13 protein-coding genes and 2 pseudogenes are annotated in these 16,172 nt (G+C 39.9%); 11 read left to right on the top strand and 4 right to left on the bottom strand.

Annotation, left to right across the window (positions count from 1 at the left end):
* Window positions 1–5: 5 nt before the first annotated feature.
* A pseudogene (locus UYK_RS23895) lies at window positions 6–257 on the top strand (dynamin family protein); the annotation flags it as partial.
* A 235-nt stretch (window positions 258–492) separates the two neighbouring features.
* Here the strand turns inward: UYK_RS23895 and UYK_RS0100135 are convergent.
* A complete protein-coding gene (locus tag UYK_RS0100135; protein ID WP_009460350.1) occupies window positions 493–1,131 on the bottom strand; it encodes a peroxiredoxin in 639 nt (212 codons plus the stop codon).
* A gap of 311 nt (window positions 1,132–1,442) precedes the next feature.
* On the opposite strand from UYK_RS0100135, the pseudogene UYK_RS27040 reads away from it, so the two are divergent.
* Window positions 1,443–1,586 (top strand): annotated as a pseudogene (locus UYK_RS27040) (DUF3370 family protein); the annotation flags it as partial.
* Window positions 1,587–1,591: 5 nt separating this feature from the next.
* Window positions 1,592–1,666 carry a DUF3370 family protein gene (locus UYK_RS27720; protein WP_108912608.1) on the top strand — a complete coding sequence of 25 codons (75 nt, stop codon included), beginning with the start codon at window positions 1,592–1,594 and terminating at the stop codon, window positions 1,664–1,666.
* A gap of 56 nt (window positions 1,667–1,722) precedes the next feature.
* Here UYK_RS27720 and UYK_RS0100130 read toward each other — a convergent pair whose 3' ends face one another.
* Window positions 1,723–2,052, bottom strand: a complete 330-nt coding sequence (locus UYK_RS0100130; protein WP_009460349.1) for a TMEM14 family protein — start codon at window positions 2,050–2,052, stop codon at window positions 1,723–1,725.
* An 82-nt stretch (window positions 2,053–2,134) separates the two neighbouring features.
* On the opposite strand from UYK_RS0100130, the gene UYK_RS0100125 reads away from it, so the two are divergent.
* The 4 genes from UYK_RS0100125 to UYK_RS0100110 all read left to right on the top strand — a co-directional run bounded on the left by UYK_RS0100125 (window position 2,135) and on the right by UYK_RS0100110 (window position 7,016).
* Entirely contained in the window at window positions 2,135–3,490 is a 1,356-nt protein-coding gene (locus UYK_RS0100125; RefSeq protein ID WP_016870678.1) for an ATP-binding protein, read from the top strand.
* 6 nt (window positions 3,491–3,496) lie between these two features.
* Complete coding sequence (locus UYK_RS0100120; RefSeq protein ID WP_016870677.1) at window positions 3,497–4,777, top strand: tellurite resistance TerB C-terminal domain-containing protein; 1,281 nt, start codon at window positions 3,497–3,499, stop codon at window positions 4,775–4,777.
* Between the two features lie 163 nt (window positions 4,778–4,940).
* Entirely contained in the window at window positions 4,941–6,266 is a 1,326-nt protein-coding gene (locus UYK_RS0100115; RefSeq protein WP_009460346.1) for an ATP-binding protein, read from the top strand.
* Window positions 6,267–6,722: 456 nt separating this feature from the next.
* Entirely contained in the window at window positions 6,723–7,016 is a 294-nt protein-coding gene (locus tag UYK_RS0100110) for a hypothetical protein (protein ID WP_009460345.1), read from the top strand.
* A 379-nt stretch (window positions 7,017–7,395) separates the two neighbouring features.
* Here the strand turns inward: UYK_RS0100110 and UYK_RS0100105 are convergent, their stop codons facing one another.
* Window positions 7,396–9,363, bottom strand: a complete 1,968-nt coding sequence (locus UYK_RS0100105; protein ID WP_016870676.1) for a tetratricopeptide repeat-containing S1 family peptidase — start codon at window positions 9,361–9,363, stop codon at window positions 7,396–7,398.
* 320 nt (window positions 9,364–9,683) lie between these two features.
* On the opposite strand from UYK_RS0100105, the gene msrB reads away from it, so the two are divergent.
* The 3 genes from msrB to UYK_RS25735 all read left to right on the top strand — a co-directional run bounded on the left by msrB (window position 9,684) and on the right by UYK_RS25735 (window position 12,579).
* Window positions 9,684–10,184 carry a peptide-methionine (R)-S-oxide reductase MsrB gene (msrB, locus tag UYK_RS0100100; RefSeq protein WP_272938538.1) on the top strand — a complete coding sequence of 167 codons (501 nt, stop codon included), beginning with the start codon at window positions 9,684–9,686 and terminating at the stop codon, window positions 10,182–10,184.
* Window positions 10,185–10,635: 451 nt separating this feature from the next.
* On the top strand, window positions 10,636–12,216 hold the full coding sequence (bchE, locus tag UYK_RS0100095; RefSeq protein WP_009460341.1) for a magnesium-protoporphyrin IX monomethyl ester anaerobic oxidative cyclase: 1,581 nt from the start codon (window positions 10,636–10,638) through the stop codon (window positions 12,214–12,216).
* Window positions 12,217–12,348: 132 nt separating this feature from the next.
* Window positions 12,349–12,579 carry a hypothetical protein gene (locus UYK_RS25735; protein ID WP_157221798.1) on the top strand — a complete coding sequence of 77 codons (231 nt, stop codon included), beginning with the start codon at window positions 12,349–12,351 and terminating at the stop codon, window positions 12,577–12,579.
* Here UYK_RS25735 and UYK_RS0100090 read toward each other — a convergent pair.
* A complete protein-coding gene (locus UYK_RS0100090; RefSeq protein WP_009460339.1) occupies window positions 12,565–13,593 on the bottom strand; it encodes a VOC family protein in 1,029 nt (342 codons plus the stop codon). The two genes, UYK_RS25735 and UYK_RS0100090, sit on opposite strands and share 15 nt — an antisense overlap.
* A gap of 371 nt (window positions 13,594–13,964) precedes the next feature.
* Between UYK_RS0100090 and UYK_RS0100085 the strand changes: the two genes are divergently transcribed.
* On the top strand, window positions 13,965–16,172 hold the full coding sequence (locus UYK_RS0100085; RefSeq protein ID WP_026086305.1) for a PAS domain S-box protein: 2,208 nt from the start codon (window positions 13,965–13,967) through the stop codon (window positions 16,170–16,172).

The following is a 16,172-nucleotide window of genomic DNA, read 5'->3' as shown; positions in this document are numbered from 1 at the left end:
AAAAAATATTTGTAGACAGTCTAAAATCTGCTGTTAAATTACTAGATTTAGATCCAGGATCACAATTATATCAAGATATTATTACTATATCCAATCATCTTACTAATCCCAATTTTCGGATTGCAGTATTTGGCCCTTTTAATCATGGTAAGTCAACTTTATTAAATGCCATATTGGGAACTCGCGCTTTACCTATAGATTTAATTCCCACCACAGGCGCAGCTATTACTGTGAAGTATGGTAATGAAAATGCGACTGATTAACGAAGCCTACAAAATCTTATTGGAAATTACGCCCAATGTGAATTAGTTTTTATAGTCGTAAACGCGCAAGCAACTTCCACAGGGTACAAAAATGAACACAAATACACACTGATAATCTATCTGTGTTCATCTGTGTTCCATGAGTGTTCGTTAAACAAAATCAAACTCTGAAAACTTGCCAAAAACCCGCGCCTTCTCAATGAAGGCGAGGTTCTTTCAATCAGTCCAATTATTTATTTGGTTGAGGAGTCATCCGCAGATAAGGCTTAATTTCCTGATAACCTTTGGGGAACTTTTCCTTCAAGACTTCTGGATCTTTAAGTGAAGGAACAATTACGCAATCATCACCATCTTTCCAGTCAGCTGGAGTAGCGACACTGTAGTTATCAGTTAGTTGCAGCGAATCAATCACTCGCAAAATTTCATCAAAATTGCGTCCGGTACTGGGAGGATAAGTCAGGGTAAGCCGCAACTTTTTGTTGGGGTCAATGATAAATACCGTCCTTACCGTCACGCTAGGGTTAGCGTTGGGGTGAATCATATCGTAAAGATCAGAAACCTTACGATCAGCATCTGCCAGGATTGGGTAGTTGAGTTTAGTGTTCTGTGTTTCTTCGATGTCTCCTACCCAGCCTTTATGGGACTCAACATCATCAACACTCAGGGCGATTACTTTTACATTACGCCGATCAAACTCTGGTTTGAGTTTGGCAACGGTTCCTAATTCAGTGGTACAAACTGGTGTATAGTCTGCGGGGTGGGAGAACAACACTACCCAGCTGTCACCCGCCCACTCATAAAAGTCAATATCGCCATCTGTGGAGGCTTGGGTAAAGTTCGGTACTGTATCACCTAGACGGAGAGCCATGCTTGATTTCCTAGTGGATAAAAAAGGATACGTGTTCTATTTTGCCATGATGACATAGAACACCGGTTCTCCGATAGGGCTATTGTTGTTCGCAACAAAATTTTAGGTAACTAAATAAAAATTTAGTCAAACGTTAAGTATAAATGTAAGTAATTTTAAAATCATTAATAATATCTGAGGAGATAAAATTTTAATACCAAGTAATACCAATCTTTAAAAATCTTACTACACATTATTAATCCGCTTCACCGTGTCTAGTACTCTGTTAAATAAAAAACCACAGAGGCACACAGAGCGCAGAGTAAGAGAAAGCAGCTAGTTTAGCAATGTTTGCCAAGAAATATCCTGATGGTAGCGATCGCACCCCAACCCTTGCTGAATAACAAGCTTCACTAAATAACGGTAATTTTGCTGATCCAAGAGATAAAACACCTACGCCTCCCAATACTACAACAGACCAGTGCAGGTAGATTTGATTTATCCACCAGACTCTACACCACCACAGGTATTGACGGTGAGAACACCGAATCAGTGAACAGTTACCAGTTATCAGTGATCACACCTTACTAATAACTGGTCACTGACTATCTACTACCTAGTTGATGTCATAATTTGAAATTGATTTACAATCAGGGCTAATGTCAACATACCTAAAACGGTCATCAACCCGGCAGGCATAAACTTACGTGTTTTAGCTAGTCTAAATGCAAAAACAACTATTAATATAGCTGTAAAAATAGCTGCTAATGTCAAACCCCAGCTTTGACCTTGAAGTTGTACAAAAGCCGAAAAGATGAGTATTAGGCCACTGATACTACCACTAAAAAGTGAAATATTACTACCAGCTGTTATGTAACCCAAAAAACCACCTAATATTGACAAGATGCCGTAAGCAAGGGCGGCAATAATACCTAAATTCATATACCTATGTAGATTTTGATTTTCCTACAAGCCTCGGCAGACAATTTAGCATAGCTGTTTAGCCAAATAACCCAATTGATTGATGGATAATCAAGTGATGTCTACGGCAAGCAATTCGTCTTACGCAAAGGTTCAATTTCTCCAACGTCAAGCAGCTTCTCTTTTACTCTACCAATCTGTCCTGCAAACAGAAGTAGGTGTAGCATTTGTTGATCTATTGCAAGCGATTCGTTACAGTGAAGCGGATGCTAGGAGTTGTCTGCAAGCTTACGGCATTTACTTTAGAGCCTTAGCGACAAAAAATCAAAACTGGGAAGAATATCTGATTACTCAAATTCTCAAAGCTGAGAATCCTTTTACCAAACAAGCTCAACAGCAAGAGTTTGAGAATTTACCGATCGCTTTGGTCGCAGCAGCAAAACATGATTTACTAGCACTACAACATTTGTACGAATGTAGCAGCGCTGTTTTGAGTGAATGGGTACAGAATATTGCTCATTTACCTGTCTCACCCGTAGTCTGGTATCTGGAAGAGGCTAGTACAGCAGGTGTAGAAACGCAATTTATCACTTATCTACAACAGTTAGAAAATTGGGCAGATGCTGTAGAAGATTTGGCGGCATACTATCGGCAGTATGGCACGGGATTATTCGCCCAGTACAAGGCCCTACGTTGGCAAAATGGGCAGTTTTTGGGAATACCTTATCCCGATCCAGTTAAATTAAGTGAACTTGTGGGCTATGAGTCGCAAAAAGAAGCTTTGTTGAAAAATACAGAATTTTTATTGTCAGGACAGTTAGCACTGCACGTATTACTATATGGTAGTCGTGGTTCTGGTAAATCCTCTTTAGTTAAAGCTTTACTGAATGAGTATGGAGAACGTAACCTGCGATTGGTGGAAGTGGCAAAATCTCAACTGCAAGATTTGCCAATGATCGTGGAACATTTACGAGGAGAACCACATAAATTTATTATCTTTGTCGATGATCTTTCCTTTGAAGAAGATGATGATGCTTTTAAGGCATTAAAAGTGGTGTTAGAAGGGAATTTAACGGCACGTCCCCAAAATATCGTGGTGTATGCGACTTCTAACCGCCGCCACTTAGTACGGGAGTTTTTCGCTGATCGACCTGCTCCGCGCGATCATGATGAAGTTCATGCCTGGGATACAATGCAGGAAAAACTTTCCTTTAGCGATCGCTTTGGTTTGACACTCACTTTTGAGGGAGCTGATCAGAAAACTTATTTAAAAATTATCCGGCATCTTGCCGATTTAGTAGGAATTAATATCAGTCAGTCAGATTTAGAATACAAAGCTTTACAATGGGCAACTCGTCATAATGGTCGTTCTGGAAGAACAGCACGACAATTTGTAGATTTTTTGAAAGCAGAGATGACTGTTAGCGCACTCCAAGTTAAAAATAAAAAAGAAAAATAAAGAAAAATGCTCAAAACCAGCAATATGCAATCAGCAATAGTAAGTAATCGACTTATTCTCGGTGTAGTTGCCTTTGGTGCGAGTTTTGGTCTTGGTTTAGTCTTTAGTTGGGATCTCAAAAACGCCTTTCTCACAGGCATCATCACCATATTTTCCACTTATCTCGCAGCTTTATTTATAGATAAGCGACGCCGAGCTAGTGAAATGTTAGTTCTAGATTCTCTCCACAGACGTATTAAAGAATTGGAGGGTTTGAAATCTCGTATCATTGCAGAGGTAAATCAACTAGAGTCTCATCACTCCTTATTGTATCAAGAATCTAATAAATTACAGAATCAAATAGTTGAACGCCGCAATCAAAGAGATAGTCTTAACCGAGAGTTAAGCAGTTGCGTGATCGAAAAAAAACAGTTGGAAGCACAAATCAGCCAATTGCATAATGAAATTCAAGAATTAGAAAAAGCAAAATTAGAACACAATAATTCTCTGTCCGCTATTAATACCGAAAAACGTCGTTTGGAATTGAGCTGTAGTGTATCTAAGGCTGAAATTAATCAGTTAAATAATCAACTGTGTGAACTTTTGCAGCAAAGGCAAGATTTAGAAAGTAATATCACTCTTCTAGAGAGGCTTAAACCCCAACTAGAAGAAAAATTATATGAGATGAGACTTCAAGTTCAAGAACTAGAAGCAGCAAATCAACAACAAAATCAACTGTTGCTTGATAAAAAGCTAGAAGCAGAAAATATAGAAATTAATCTAAATTCCTTAAAAGCAGAAGTAGCAGAACAGCAAAAGCAAATTCAACAATTACAAAGTCAAATTTCCTTATTACAAGATGAGCGCGATCATTTACAAAGCCAAGTATGGGAATTATTACAACAAATAGAAAATTTAGATTCAAATAACGTATTAGAAAAGAATCAAGAAGAAGATGTAGATGTATTTCCTTTTGCTGATTTACTGGACACAGTAAATGATATAGATGGGTCTAAGATTTTAGAGGGATTATCATCAGAATGGACTAACTTTCTAGCTCAAATGTCTGACTCTGAAATCCAGGCATTAAAAGCGATGATCGAAGATGAAAACCCTCACAGTGTTATTAAAAAAATAGCTGAAGCTAATATTACTATGCCAAATTTGTTAATTGATTCTATCAATGAAAAGGCTAATAATACGATTGGTGAATTAATCATCGATCCAAATGCGACAATTCCAGAGATTTATCCAGAATATCAAAGTGATGTGAAAAGAGCGATCGCAACTTACAAAACCATTAACTAGGAGCGAAGCATTTGGGTGAGAATTATAGTGATTTTCTGAAAAAATTACTCAATAAAACCCTTACATAGCTGCTTTTTCCCAACACCCCTATTTCTTGACGTTACTCCAAATGAAAGCAAAGCTCACCTTCAAGCTAAAATACATGGAGGTGAGGTGAATTCACATGGCAAAGCTCAAAATCTCGAAAAAAGTCTCCACTGCTATCATCAATTCTCTTGGTGCGGGGGTTGTACCAAGGGTAGGACTAGAACATATAGCAGTAGGTCGGGAAAAAGAACTACAAAGCCTATTACAAAACCTCAATGACATTGCAGAAGGGGTAGCAGCTTTTCGCTTCATAATTGGGAACTATGGTTCAGGTAAAAGCTTCATGCTACAGTTACTTCGCAATCATGCTATGGAGCAAGGTTTTGTAGTTACTGATGCTGACTTGTGTTCGGAACGTCGGCTCGCAGGAACCAACAACGAAGGTTTAGCAACTTATCGAGAATTAATGAGTCGTCTCGCTACAAAAACTCGCCCCGATGGCGGTGCTTTAGTAGCAATTTTAGAAGGATGGATTAATAAAATTCAACAAGAAGTTGCCCAAGAAACTGGAATGCGTCCTAATGATCATGGTTTTGATGACCAAGTAGAAGAGAAAATTAGGGAAGTAATTAAGTATATAGAAGACTTAGTTCACGGTTTTGATTTTGGCAATGTGATCATTGCTTATTGGCGCAGTTATCGTCTAGATGATGATGATTTAAAAAATGCTGCATTGCGTTGGCTGCGAGGAGAATACAGCACTAAAACAGAAGCCAAAGCTGCTTTAGGAGTGCGAGTCATTATTGATGATGATAGTTGGTATGACTACATTAAGCTCATAGCTAAATTTACTGCTGAAATTGGCTATAAAGGACTTTTAGTAGTGTTGGATGAAGCCGCAAATTTATATCAAATTCCCACAACTGTAACTCGCGAAAAAAATTACAACAGGTTGCTAGGAATATTCAACGACACCATGCAATGCAAAGCTGAACACTTAGGTATTTTTATAGGCGGAACAACAAAATTTTTAGAAGATCCAAATCGTGGACTGTTTGCAGATCCTGCTTGGCGAAGACGCACAAAAGAAAGTCGTTTTGTTACTCAAGCTGGCGTACAAGAATTTTTAGGTCCTGTGATGCGGCTCAATCCCTTAAACCAACAAGAAATTTTGTTGCTTTTGCAAAAAATAACAGAAATTCATGCCCTGAATTTTGGTTATACACAGAATTTAAAAAATGCTGATTTAAAAGCATTTGTACAAGAAATTGTCAATCGCTTGGGTGCAGCAGCCTTACTAACTCCAGGCGAAATAATTCGGGACTTTATCAGCGTATTGAATATTCTGTATCAAAATCCCGGCAAATCTTTCCATGAATTAATTCATGGTGCTGAATTTAAACCCACTGTTGTGGGTAAAGACTCCGATACAGATGATGACGTTGCAGAGTTTAGTCTCTAATGTAGAGATAGTGCGATCGCACTTTCAGTTTCAGCTGTCTGTGGGCTTGTTGGTTAGCGATCGCCTACAACTTGAGTGATCTCCACTCATTGATTCAAAGGTTATGTAGGCTACGTTTTTTATTTATAAATTATACCAGAATATACAAGACAAATAATCGTATACTATATACCCTATTGCTAAATTTAAAGTCTTGACGCCTCAATAGCTTTTAGTTTAGCCTTGATCCCTGAATGTTTTTAGCTAAGAACAAGCCTGAGTCAAGTTTTATTGCTGTGTATCACATTGTTAACAAAATAATTGAAAAAGATAACACGAAAATAAAAAAAATCTAAAGCAAAATCCTTCTTGGGGATCGCCATAACCTATATATAAATATGCTTTTTGGTACAAAACAGCATTGATATGTGTATGCAAAATTAGATCATGTGAATAAGCCTTAGAAGGCAACTATATATGAAAAACATTAAATACTTAACTTCTGCTTGTAAATATTGTCGGTATTACCAGCCTGAAGGACGTCGCGGTGGTATGTGTCAACAATTGGGAGCCCCAGTACAAGCTTCTTGGAAAGCTTGCTCTCTAGCATTACCACCCTTTGCTCCTTCTTGGGAGAGATTGGAGGATGTTTGGAGTTTACCAGATGCTACACCAGTCTTAATATCAGAAATAAATAAAACTTTGACTCTTGCAGAGGAAGTAGTTAGTTGTACTTCTGAACAACCAAAAGCCAAGGTAATGATACATTAGCTTTTTACGTTGAACTGGAAGTAGTCAAGTAGTAGAAGCACAACTTATTTATTAATATATTCATCAAGGAAGAACAAAACTGAGACCCTTTCAAATTCGACTTTTCGGATTGTGGTGTAGAAAAAGTGAGTGGCTGCGGTGGAATTTTGGTAAGTCCAAACAAAATTTGCTTTTAATTGATTATGGGTCTAAAAATAACCTTGATATTGAAAAATCGCTCCTTTGATAGAGGAGCGATTTTGTGTAGTTTTAAAGAGTATATTTTGGGTTAGTGGTTGTTTGTTGATTGTTGATTGTTGATGGTTAGTAGTTAGTGGTCAGTGGTTATTCTATACTTCTCACACCCCCTAAACTCCCCATCACCCCATCACCCCATCATTTACTGCTCCAGCTTTCTAATCTGAATGAGCGTATCCTCATAATAATTATTGTTGTTTTGTTGTCGATAAAGCTCTGCGGCTTGTTTAAAATCAGCCAGAGCGCCTTTTTTATCTCCTAAATCACGACGCGTCAGCGCTCTATTGTAGTAAGCATTGGCATACTTAGAATTAATTTTGATAGCTTGATTGAAATCGGCGAGAGCTTGTTGCAAATTCTTCAAGTCAAAGTAGGCTATACCCCGGTTATAATAAGCTTTGTCATAGTCGGGTTTATACTTGAGTGCCTGGTTGTAGTCAGCGATCGCTCCTTGTCTATCTCCCAAGTCAGCGCGAGTTAAACCCCGGTTGAGGTAGGCGTTGGCATATTTGGGATTAATCTTGAGTGCTTGATTGTAATCAGTTATAGCTCCTTGCTTGTCTCCTAATTCATAGCGGGTTAATCCCCGATTGTAGTAAGCTTTATCATAATTAGGACTAAGCTTAATCGCCTGGTTAAAGTCATTGAATGCCCCTTGTTTATTCCCCAAATCATAAAGGGTTAAACCCCGGTAAATATAGGCATCAGTGTAATCAGGTCTAAGCTTAATAGTTTGATTGAAATCATCTAGCGCCTTTTGCGTGTCTCCTTTTTCAGAAAGGGCTATTCCCCGATTGTAGTAAGCAAGGGCATAATTGGGATTAATCTTAATAGCTTGGTTGTAATCATCTATTTCTCCTTGTTTATCTCCTAATTCGTAACGAGTTAAGCCCCGATTGTAATAGGCTTTGTCATAGTTGGGATTGAACTTGATAGCTTGGTTATAATCAGCGAGCGCCCCTTTTTTATCACCTGAAGCAGAGCGGGCTAATCCCCTATTATAATAGCCTTTGTCATAGTTGGGATTGATCTTAAGGGCTTGGTTGTAATCCGCCATAGCGCCCTGTATATCTTTCAATTCATAGCGTGCTAAACCTCGGTTGAGGTAAGCGTCTTCAGCGTTAGGATTAATTTTGAGTGACTCGTTATAATCAGCGATCGCTGCTTGGTAGTTTTTTAATTCATAGTAGACCAAGCCCCGGTTGTAGTACGCATCGTCATGTCTGGGGTTAATCTTGACTGTTTGAGTATAGTCAGCGATCGCCCCTTGTTTATCTCCAATATCAGAGCGGGCTATACCGCGGTTATAGTAGGCATTAGCATATCTAGGATTGAGACGAATTGCTTGAGTATAGTTTGCGATCGCTCCTTGATAATCTTTATTGCGATAACTATCGTAAGCTTTGATAAAGAAATCATCAGCTTTTGGCGCAGTGGGAAGAGTACTATTTCTGGTGTATGAACGCCCTCCTACATCTACCCCAACTGCTACCATTTTTTGCAAAGCCACGTTGATGGTTGTACCTATACCAATTTCTTGTTCGTCAGCCCTACCGTGAACACCTACCAATTCCCCTTTCTCATTTAGTACAGGACCACCACTCATACCATTGAGAGTCTTGTTTTCATAAATCAAGTTATAACCATCACGCTGGGCTGCACCGTTAGCGTTTACCTGTCCTTTGTTGAAAGAAAAGTAAGGGTTAGAAATAGCTGCTGTTTTGGCTGGAAACCCACCTACATATACAGTTGTGGTCGCTGTAGCTAAATCAGAGTCACCGATTTTGGCAACGTTGTAAGGCTTGCTACTACTAAACTCGACTAGTGCTAAATCTAATCCTTGTAGGTGTTTGACGTTATTAACTGTATAACTTTGTTGATCATGTGTAATTACTTGGTATTTTTTACCCTCCTTGACCACATGATAAGCAGTCAGGACTGTGTAACTGTTACCAGAACGTCTAATAATCACTCCTGAACCAGTAGCAGGGGGAGTTTGATCATCCACAATCTGCACTGTAATCTCTTTGCCTATCCTTTCTATTTCTTGAGAAGATAGGGCAGTTGCAATGTGTGGCTGCATCAACACGATAGATGCACCAATTAACATGGATGGAACTGTGTAAAAATACTTAAGATTCATAACCTAATGAATTTAAAGGTCTTTTTATTTACATATTCGCATTAAATAAAATTCTCGTGGTATGGGCAAGATATCTGTCTATAGTTCAGTAGAAAATTAAAAATCTAAAACTGCGATCGCTTATTGATTCCTGTAGGTGCGATCCAAGAACCCCAAATTAATTTAATCTGAGTCTCAACTTCTCTTCAGCTTCAGCATTTATCGTAGCGATAGAGTGACGCAATCTCTATCGAAGCTAGACGGTTTGCCTCATTGTTAAATTAATAAAACTTCATAAATAATAGAAGATGAAAAGAAGACTGCTTTTAGAAACAGGTGGCGTCATCATTGGGGCGCTGTGGTTGTCAAATTATTTAACCAGGAGACCAGAATTTATGGCTACTTCAAATAGTGAAAAATTTGAAATCAATAAAACTGAGGAAGAATGGCGCAAAACCTTAACACCGGAACAGTTTCGTGTGCTGCGTAAGCACGGTACAGAAAGGGCTGGTACAAGTCCCCTAGATAAAAATTATGCTGATGGCACATATGTATGTGCTGGTTGTGGACAGCCACTATTTACATCAGAAACCAAATTCAATAGCGGTACTGGCTGGCCAAGTTTTTACGCACCTATTGAAGGCGCAATTAGCACAACCGTAGACAGGTCATTTTTTATGACTAGGATAGAAGTGCATTGTAGCCGTTGTGGTGGACATTTGGGTCACGTGTTTGAAGATGGTCCTGCACCAACCGGTCAGCGCTACTGTATAAATGGTGTGGCGATGGAATTTGTTCCAGAAGCCTAAAATCTTGGTTTTTTTTAACGCAGAGTAGGCGCAGAGGGACACAGAGTTTTTTGAAGTTCTACAATTACACTTCAGCGCCCATGAACAATCTATCTGCGTCCATCGGTGTTCATCTGTGTACCTTGCGGGAAGCCGCCCTTAAGGGCGTCTACATCGGTGTTCGACATCTAAAAACGATTTTTGTCACAGCTTTGCTTGTAGTAAGAATACTTATTACAAGCATTTTTTTGCTCAAAGCTAATTCCAGATTAAGTTTTGAAAAACTTGCTTTTTCTTACAATTTTCATCGTTTTAAAGTTATATAAAAATTAAGTTGCAAAACTAAATCATGATTAATGATTTAGTCAGCAAATTATCTCAGAGGGGAAAAAGAACGCGATTATGCAATTCATGTATCAATTCCAACTTGTAATTATTTGGTTGTCATCTTTCAAAAACAAGGAGACAGATTATGCGGATTATGATGATTCAACCCAACTATCACTCTGGTGGTGCTGAAATTGCGGGAAACTGGCCACCTAGTTGGGTTCCGTATGTTGGTGGGGCGTTGAAGACAGCCGGCTTTAGCGATATTCGTTTTGTGGATGCTATGACAGATTACATTGCTGATGATGCTTTAGCTGAAATCATCGCCCAGCACCAGCCGGATGTTGTCCTAGCAACGGCGATTACACCGATGATTTACCAGTCCCAAAAAACCCTGAAGATAGTTAAAGAAGTTTGTCCCCAAGCTAAGACAATCATGGGTGGGGTTCACCCTACCTATATGTACAATGAAGTTCTCAACGAAGCACCTTGGGTAGATTATATCATCCGAGGAGAAGGGGAAGAGATTACAGTTAACCTGCTGCAAGCCATAGCTAATGGTACAGATGAGCGCGATCGCCGTCATATTTTAGGTATTGCCTTCCTCGAAAATGGGCAAGTCGTCGCCACACCAGCCCATCCCCCCATTGCCGATTTGGATAGCCTCACCCCAGATTGGAATTTATTAGATTGGAGTAAATATATTTATACCCCTCTCAACGTACGGGTCGCTGTTCCTAACTATGCCAGAGGATGTCCCTTCACCTGCCGTTTTTGTTCTCAATGGAAATTCTGGCGTAAATATCGTTCCGCTACTCCCAAGAGATTCGTCGATGAAATTGAAACCTTGGTGAAAAAACACAAAGTCGGCTTTTTCATTCTTGCCGATGAAGAACCAACCATCAACAAGTCGAAATTTATCGCTTTGTGTAACGAACTAATAGAACGCAACTTAGGCGTTTACTGGGGAATCAATACACGAGTGACAGATATTTTGCGGGATGAGCAAGAACTACCACTGTACCGCAAAGCCGGACTGGTGCATGTTTCCTTAGGGACAGAAGCCGCAGCACAGTTAAAGTTGAATTTGTTCCGCAAAGAAACAACCATTGAACAAAACAAGCGTGCCATCAAACTGTTAAATCAAAACGGCATCGTTACAGAAGCTCAATTTATCATGGGTTTGGAAAACGAAACCCCAGAAACAATCGAACAAACCTATCAAATGGCCTTAGATTGGAAAGCAGACATGGTGAACTGGAATATGTTTACACCTTGGCCATTTTCCGAATTATTTCAAGATTTAGGCGATCGTGTTGAAGTTCGTGATTATTCTCAATATAACTTTGTCACGCCAATCATGAAGCCAGAGGCAATGGAACGGGAGGATGTCCTCAAAGGAGTACTGCGGAACTACGCCCGTTTTTACCTACGCAAAACCTTTGAATACTGGTTTGTCAAAGATCCATTTAAACGCAAGTATCTTTTAGGTTGCTTAAAGGCATTTGTGCAAACAACTCTCAACAAACGGTTCTACAACCTCAAGCGAGTTAAGTATAATGGACTACAAACCAAGATAGAACTAGGCTTTGATGAGTCGAAAATACTCACCCGCGAACAAATTGCTCAGCGTCAGCAACAACATCCAGAACTGATGGCGGATGTAAATTTTACAGGTAACATTTCCGCGTGCGGCGCACCCAACGATCTGCCAAAGTATGATTAAGTAACAACACTTATAAAAAAGTTATAATTAATTTGTGTGTATCTGTGTGTATCGGTGTTCGACTACTAAAAAATCTAGCGGTTGGCGATGTCATCAAGTAAAGGAAAAAAAACGAACACTCATGGAACACAGATGAACACCGATTCATTGCTAACGCATAATCCATCTGTGTGTATCTGTGTGTATCGGTGTTCGACTACAATGCCCACTCCACCCTTACGGGAAGCCCTCCGGGTTCGCCGGGTGACGCCACGTGCTACAACTGTTGGAACCCCCAAGGGCGCAGTGGCTCCTTTATGCCGGGGAAAGAGTCCACCTCCCCATCTCCCCATCACCCCACCTCCCCAACTAACATCCAATTAAATTCCAAAAATACCCATCTGGTGCGACAAAGGAAAAACTAGGTTCTCCAAATTCGTTTTCGGCAATATTTGTAAATTTTTGTACATCACTAGCTTTAATGCGATCGCAAAACTGATGAAGTTCTCGTACTCTGTAGGTGTACAAACACATTCCCAAACTGCCTGGTTGTGCTGCTTCATAGCGAGAATCTAGATTTATAGAACCAGGAAAGCGAATAATATAAAGTCTGCCACTACGCGCTGCCATCATGTTAGTTATGGAAGAGCGCGGATCATCAAAGGCGGTGACAAAAAACCTTTCACCTGGCTGGAGATCAAAAATTTCTCGACTAGCTAGGGATGATTCATAGCTAGTCTCGACATCATCACGCACCCGCAACAAACCCAAAACTTCCTCATAAAACTTCAATGTTTCTTTGCTGTCATCTTGAATTACCATTCCCATGTGGGTAAACTGACTGGTCTTGAGAGGAGAATTGAGATCAATGCTGCCGTAATCAGGGAGTGTATAACCAAACCTTTGAAAAAAAACTTGTCGTGTGAATGGTTGTAGCAGCAGCATTTCTCGTACTCCCACCATCGTGTCAACAAAAGGACGGGTTTTCCTTTCCTTGTGATAAATAACTTCCCAATGGGGACGGGTGAACCAGAGCGGCCAACCAGCTGCTTTTGCCTCTTCTACGTGATTTAAGATATTTATAATGTCGGCGGTTAAAGTTGTTGCCCAACGATTACCCTTCACTTTCATTGATCCCATCTTTAACCCGTTATTTGTAGGGTTTTGCCAAATCATCAGACGAATCAAACCATGATCTGCATTCTGGTGGTAAAGGCGAATTGATCGTAAAGCTGAGTCAACACCATACAATTGCTGAGCTATCGTTGCTGATAATTTACCTTCTTCACCAATGCGATAACCAAATTGCTGCCAATACTGAATCGCCGAGATGGGTTCTGGGACGCCAATACATACTTCATAGATGCCTTCGATTATATTTTGTTGTCCCTGATTCATATTTTTATATACGTATGCAACAAATAGTTAAGTTGAATCAACCTTGAGCAAAGATACCTAGGTTTTTTTAAAAGTAGGGCTATTTTGAGCTTTGAGGTGTCATTTTGATTGTCGCTGTTATCGACCACCAGCGAGTTTTGAGGCAATGTGTTTTCCTTAGTTTCTCCATTTTCCCTTAGTATCTTCAACCTACGATTGTAAACATTAAACTTTTCTTAAACTAACTACTGTATTTTCCCTAAAGAAAAGGTTAAAAAAATTACAGATATGTTTTTCACAAGGATAAAATTTACGCATCTACCCTAAGAATGATGTTTTGGCTACTGAGTTCTCAACTATTTTTCTAACTATTATGAAAAAAGGTGGTTGCAGTGTATCAGGAATGTGGACATTACTATCTATGTCAACTAAAACTGGCCTGGCTGGATGCTACATCCAACTCTGCGATCGCCTTTGCGTATAACTTGATTCCGATCATAGTTGTTTATTCTGCTCGTAAGCGGCAAGATTTGCCCTTTCAGTGGATATACCGTTTAATTACAACACTAGCTGTAATTGGTATTACCATTTATCTGATAGAGGCTTGGATGTTCTGGCGTTCGCAGTATTGGTTGCTGGGATTATTCAAAGCGATCACGGCTTTTGGTTTATTGTGTGCAATGATCCTACTAGTGCGATCGCTTCCCAAAGTTCTGACTATTCCTAATTTAACAGAACTAAAGCAAGCCAATCACCAGCTTGAGTTGGAAATCAAAGAACGCCATTTTGCAGAAGAAGCGTTACGGGAAAGTAAAGAGCGCTTTCATAACGCCTTTGACCATGCAGCTATTGGCATGGCATTGGTAGGGTTAAATGGTAGTTGGCTACAAGTTAATCATTCTTTGTGTGAAATTGTTGGTTATTCAGAAGCAGAATTACTTTCTAAGACTTGCCAAGAAATCACCCATCCAGACGATTTAGATACTGACTTTGAATACGTGCGTCAACTACTGACTGGTGAAATTCGCTGTTACCACATGGAAAAGCGATACATACACAAGCTTGGACACGTGGTATGGATTATGTTAAGTGTATCGCTAGTGTGCGACATCCATGGTCAACCCCTATACTTTATCACTCAGATTCAAGATATCACTGAGCGCAAACGGGTTGAACAAACTTTACAGCAGCAGGCTTATATTTTTGAAAATATCTCTGATGGCGTGATTGTAACTGATTTATCGGGTCGCGTGATAGACTGGAACCGACCTGCCGAAAAGATGTTTGGCTACAGCAAAGCAGAAGTATTAGGTAAAAACCTCGGCATATTGCATAAACCAGAAGAGTCGGCTGTACTCACACAAAAAATCATAGACGAGTTGCACACTGCCAATCGTTGGGCTGGCGAAATAAATTTTGTTCGCAAGGATGGAACAGAAGGGGTATGCGAAACAGTATTTGTACCACTGTATAACGAACATGGTCAGCCTACTGCCACCATTGGCGTCAACCGCAACATTACAGAACGCAAACAAGCAGAAGCCGCTTTGCAACAAGCTAATGAGCAACTTACCTCTTGGGTGCAGCAACTTGAACAACGCAACCATGAAATTGCTCTACTCAGTCAAATGAGTGATATTCTCCAAGCTTGTCTCACAGTTGAGGAAGCATATAAAGTAATTGCTCAGTTAATCCAGCCTTTGTTTCCCGAGACATCAGGTGGAGTGTTTATTATCAGTTCCTCCAAACACTTAATCGAAGCTGTGACTACTTGGGGAGACTCAACTCTTGCGAGTAAAAAAGTATTTTCACCCAAGAACTGTTGGGCTTTACGACGGGGGCGATCGCATTTTTCCACAACTGACGATCACAGTTTACACTGTAGCCACATTGAAGAAGACTTATTTGGAGGCGAAGCTCTATGTGTACCAATGATGGCTCAGGGTGAAGCTTTAGGTATGCTGCATTTCCATTCCCCACAAACAGGACAACTAACAGCAGCCAAACAACAATTAGCCTCTGCGGTTGCTGAACGTATCGCCTTAGCTTTAGCTAACTTAAGACTCACTGAAGCTCTACAACAGCAAAGTATCCGTGATCCTCTTACAGGTTTATTTAATCGCCGCTACTTAGAAGAATCTTTAGAACGAGAAATCAGCCGAGCCGAACGCAGTCACAAACGAGTAGGCATCATTATGATGGATGTCGATCATTTTAAAAGCTTCAATGACAGATTTGGTCATGAAGCCGGTGATATCGTATTGCGCGAACTGGGTGGATTTTTAAGAAAACAAATTCGCAAAGCAGACATTGCTTGTCGCTACGGCGGCGAAGAAATTATGTTGATTTTACCAGAAACTTCTTTAGATGTTTGTCAAGAAAGAGCCGAGCGAATTCGGCAAACAGTGAAACATTTAGACATACAATATCAACGTCAGAAACTTGGCTGCATTAGTTTGTCATTGGGAATAGCCATGTATCCAGAACATGGTTTAACAGGTACAGCAGTCATTGAAGCTGCCGATGCTGCTTTATATATCGCCAAAAAAACTGGACGTGATCGCGTCGTCATGGCTCAATCTCAGGTGAGTGTGTATTGA

Source organism: Fischerella thermalis PCC 7521, from assembly GCF_000317225.1.
GTDB lineage: Bacteria > Cyanobacteriota > Cyanobacteriia > Cyanobacteriales > Nostocaceae > Fischerella > Fischerella thermalis.
The sequence above is the reverse complement of the archived record's forward strand: the minus strand, read 5'-3'. Positions and strand labels throughout refer to the sequence as shown.

Bases quoted from the DNA above. Each gene is read 5' to 3' on its own strand.
- UYK_RS0100130 (WP_009460349.1), bottom strand. From the start codon at position 2,052: ATGAATTTAGGTATTATTGCCGCCCTTGCTTACGGCATCTTGTCAATA.
- UYK_RS0100120 (WP_016870677.1), top strand. From the start codon at position 3,497: ATGCTCAAAACCAGCAATATGCAATCAGCAATAGTAAGTAATCGACTT.
- bchE (WP_009460341.1), top strand. From the start codon at position 10,636: ATGCGGATTATGATGATTCAACCCAACTATCACTCTGGTGGTGCTGAA.
- UYK_RS25735 (WP_157221798.1), top strand. From the start codon at position 12,349: ATGAACACCGATTCATTGCTAACGCATAATCCATCTGTGTGTATCTGT.
- UYK_RS0100125 (WP_016870678.1), top strand. From the start codon at position 2,135: ATGGATAATCAAGTGATGTCTACGGCAAGCAATTCGTCTTACGCAAAG.
- UYK_RS0100105 (WP_016870676.1), bottom strand. From the start codon at position 9,363: ATGTTAATTGGTGCATCTATCGTGTTGATGCAGCCACACATTGCAACT.
- UYK_RS0100135 (WP_009460350.1), bottom strand. From the start codon at position 1,131: ATGGCTCTCCGTCTAGGTGATACAGTACCGAACTTTACCCAAGCCTCC.
- UYK_RS0100115 (WP_009460346.1), top strand. From the start codon at position 4,941: ATGGCAAAGCTCAAAATCTCGAAAAAAGTCTCCACTGCTATCATCAAT.
- UYK_RS0100090 (WP_009460339.1), bottom strand. From the start codon at position 13,593: ATGAATCAGGGACAACAAAATATAATCGAAGGCATCTATGAAGTATGT.
- msrB (WP_272938538.1), top strand. From the start codon at position 9,684: ATGAAAAGAAGACTGCTTTTAGAAACAGGTGGCGTCATCATTGGGGCG.
- UYK_RS0100110 (WP_009460345.1), top strand. From the start codon at position 6,723: ATGAAAAACATTAAATACTTAACTTCTGCTTGTAAATATTGTCGGTAT.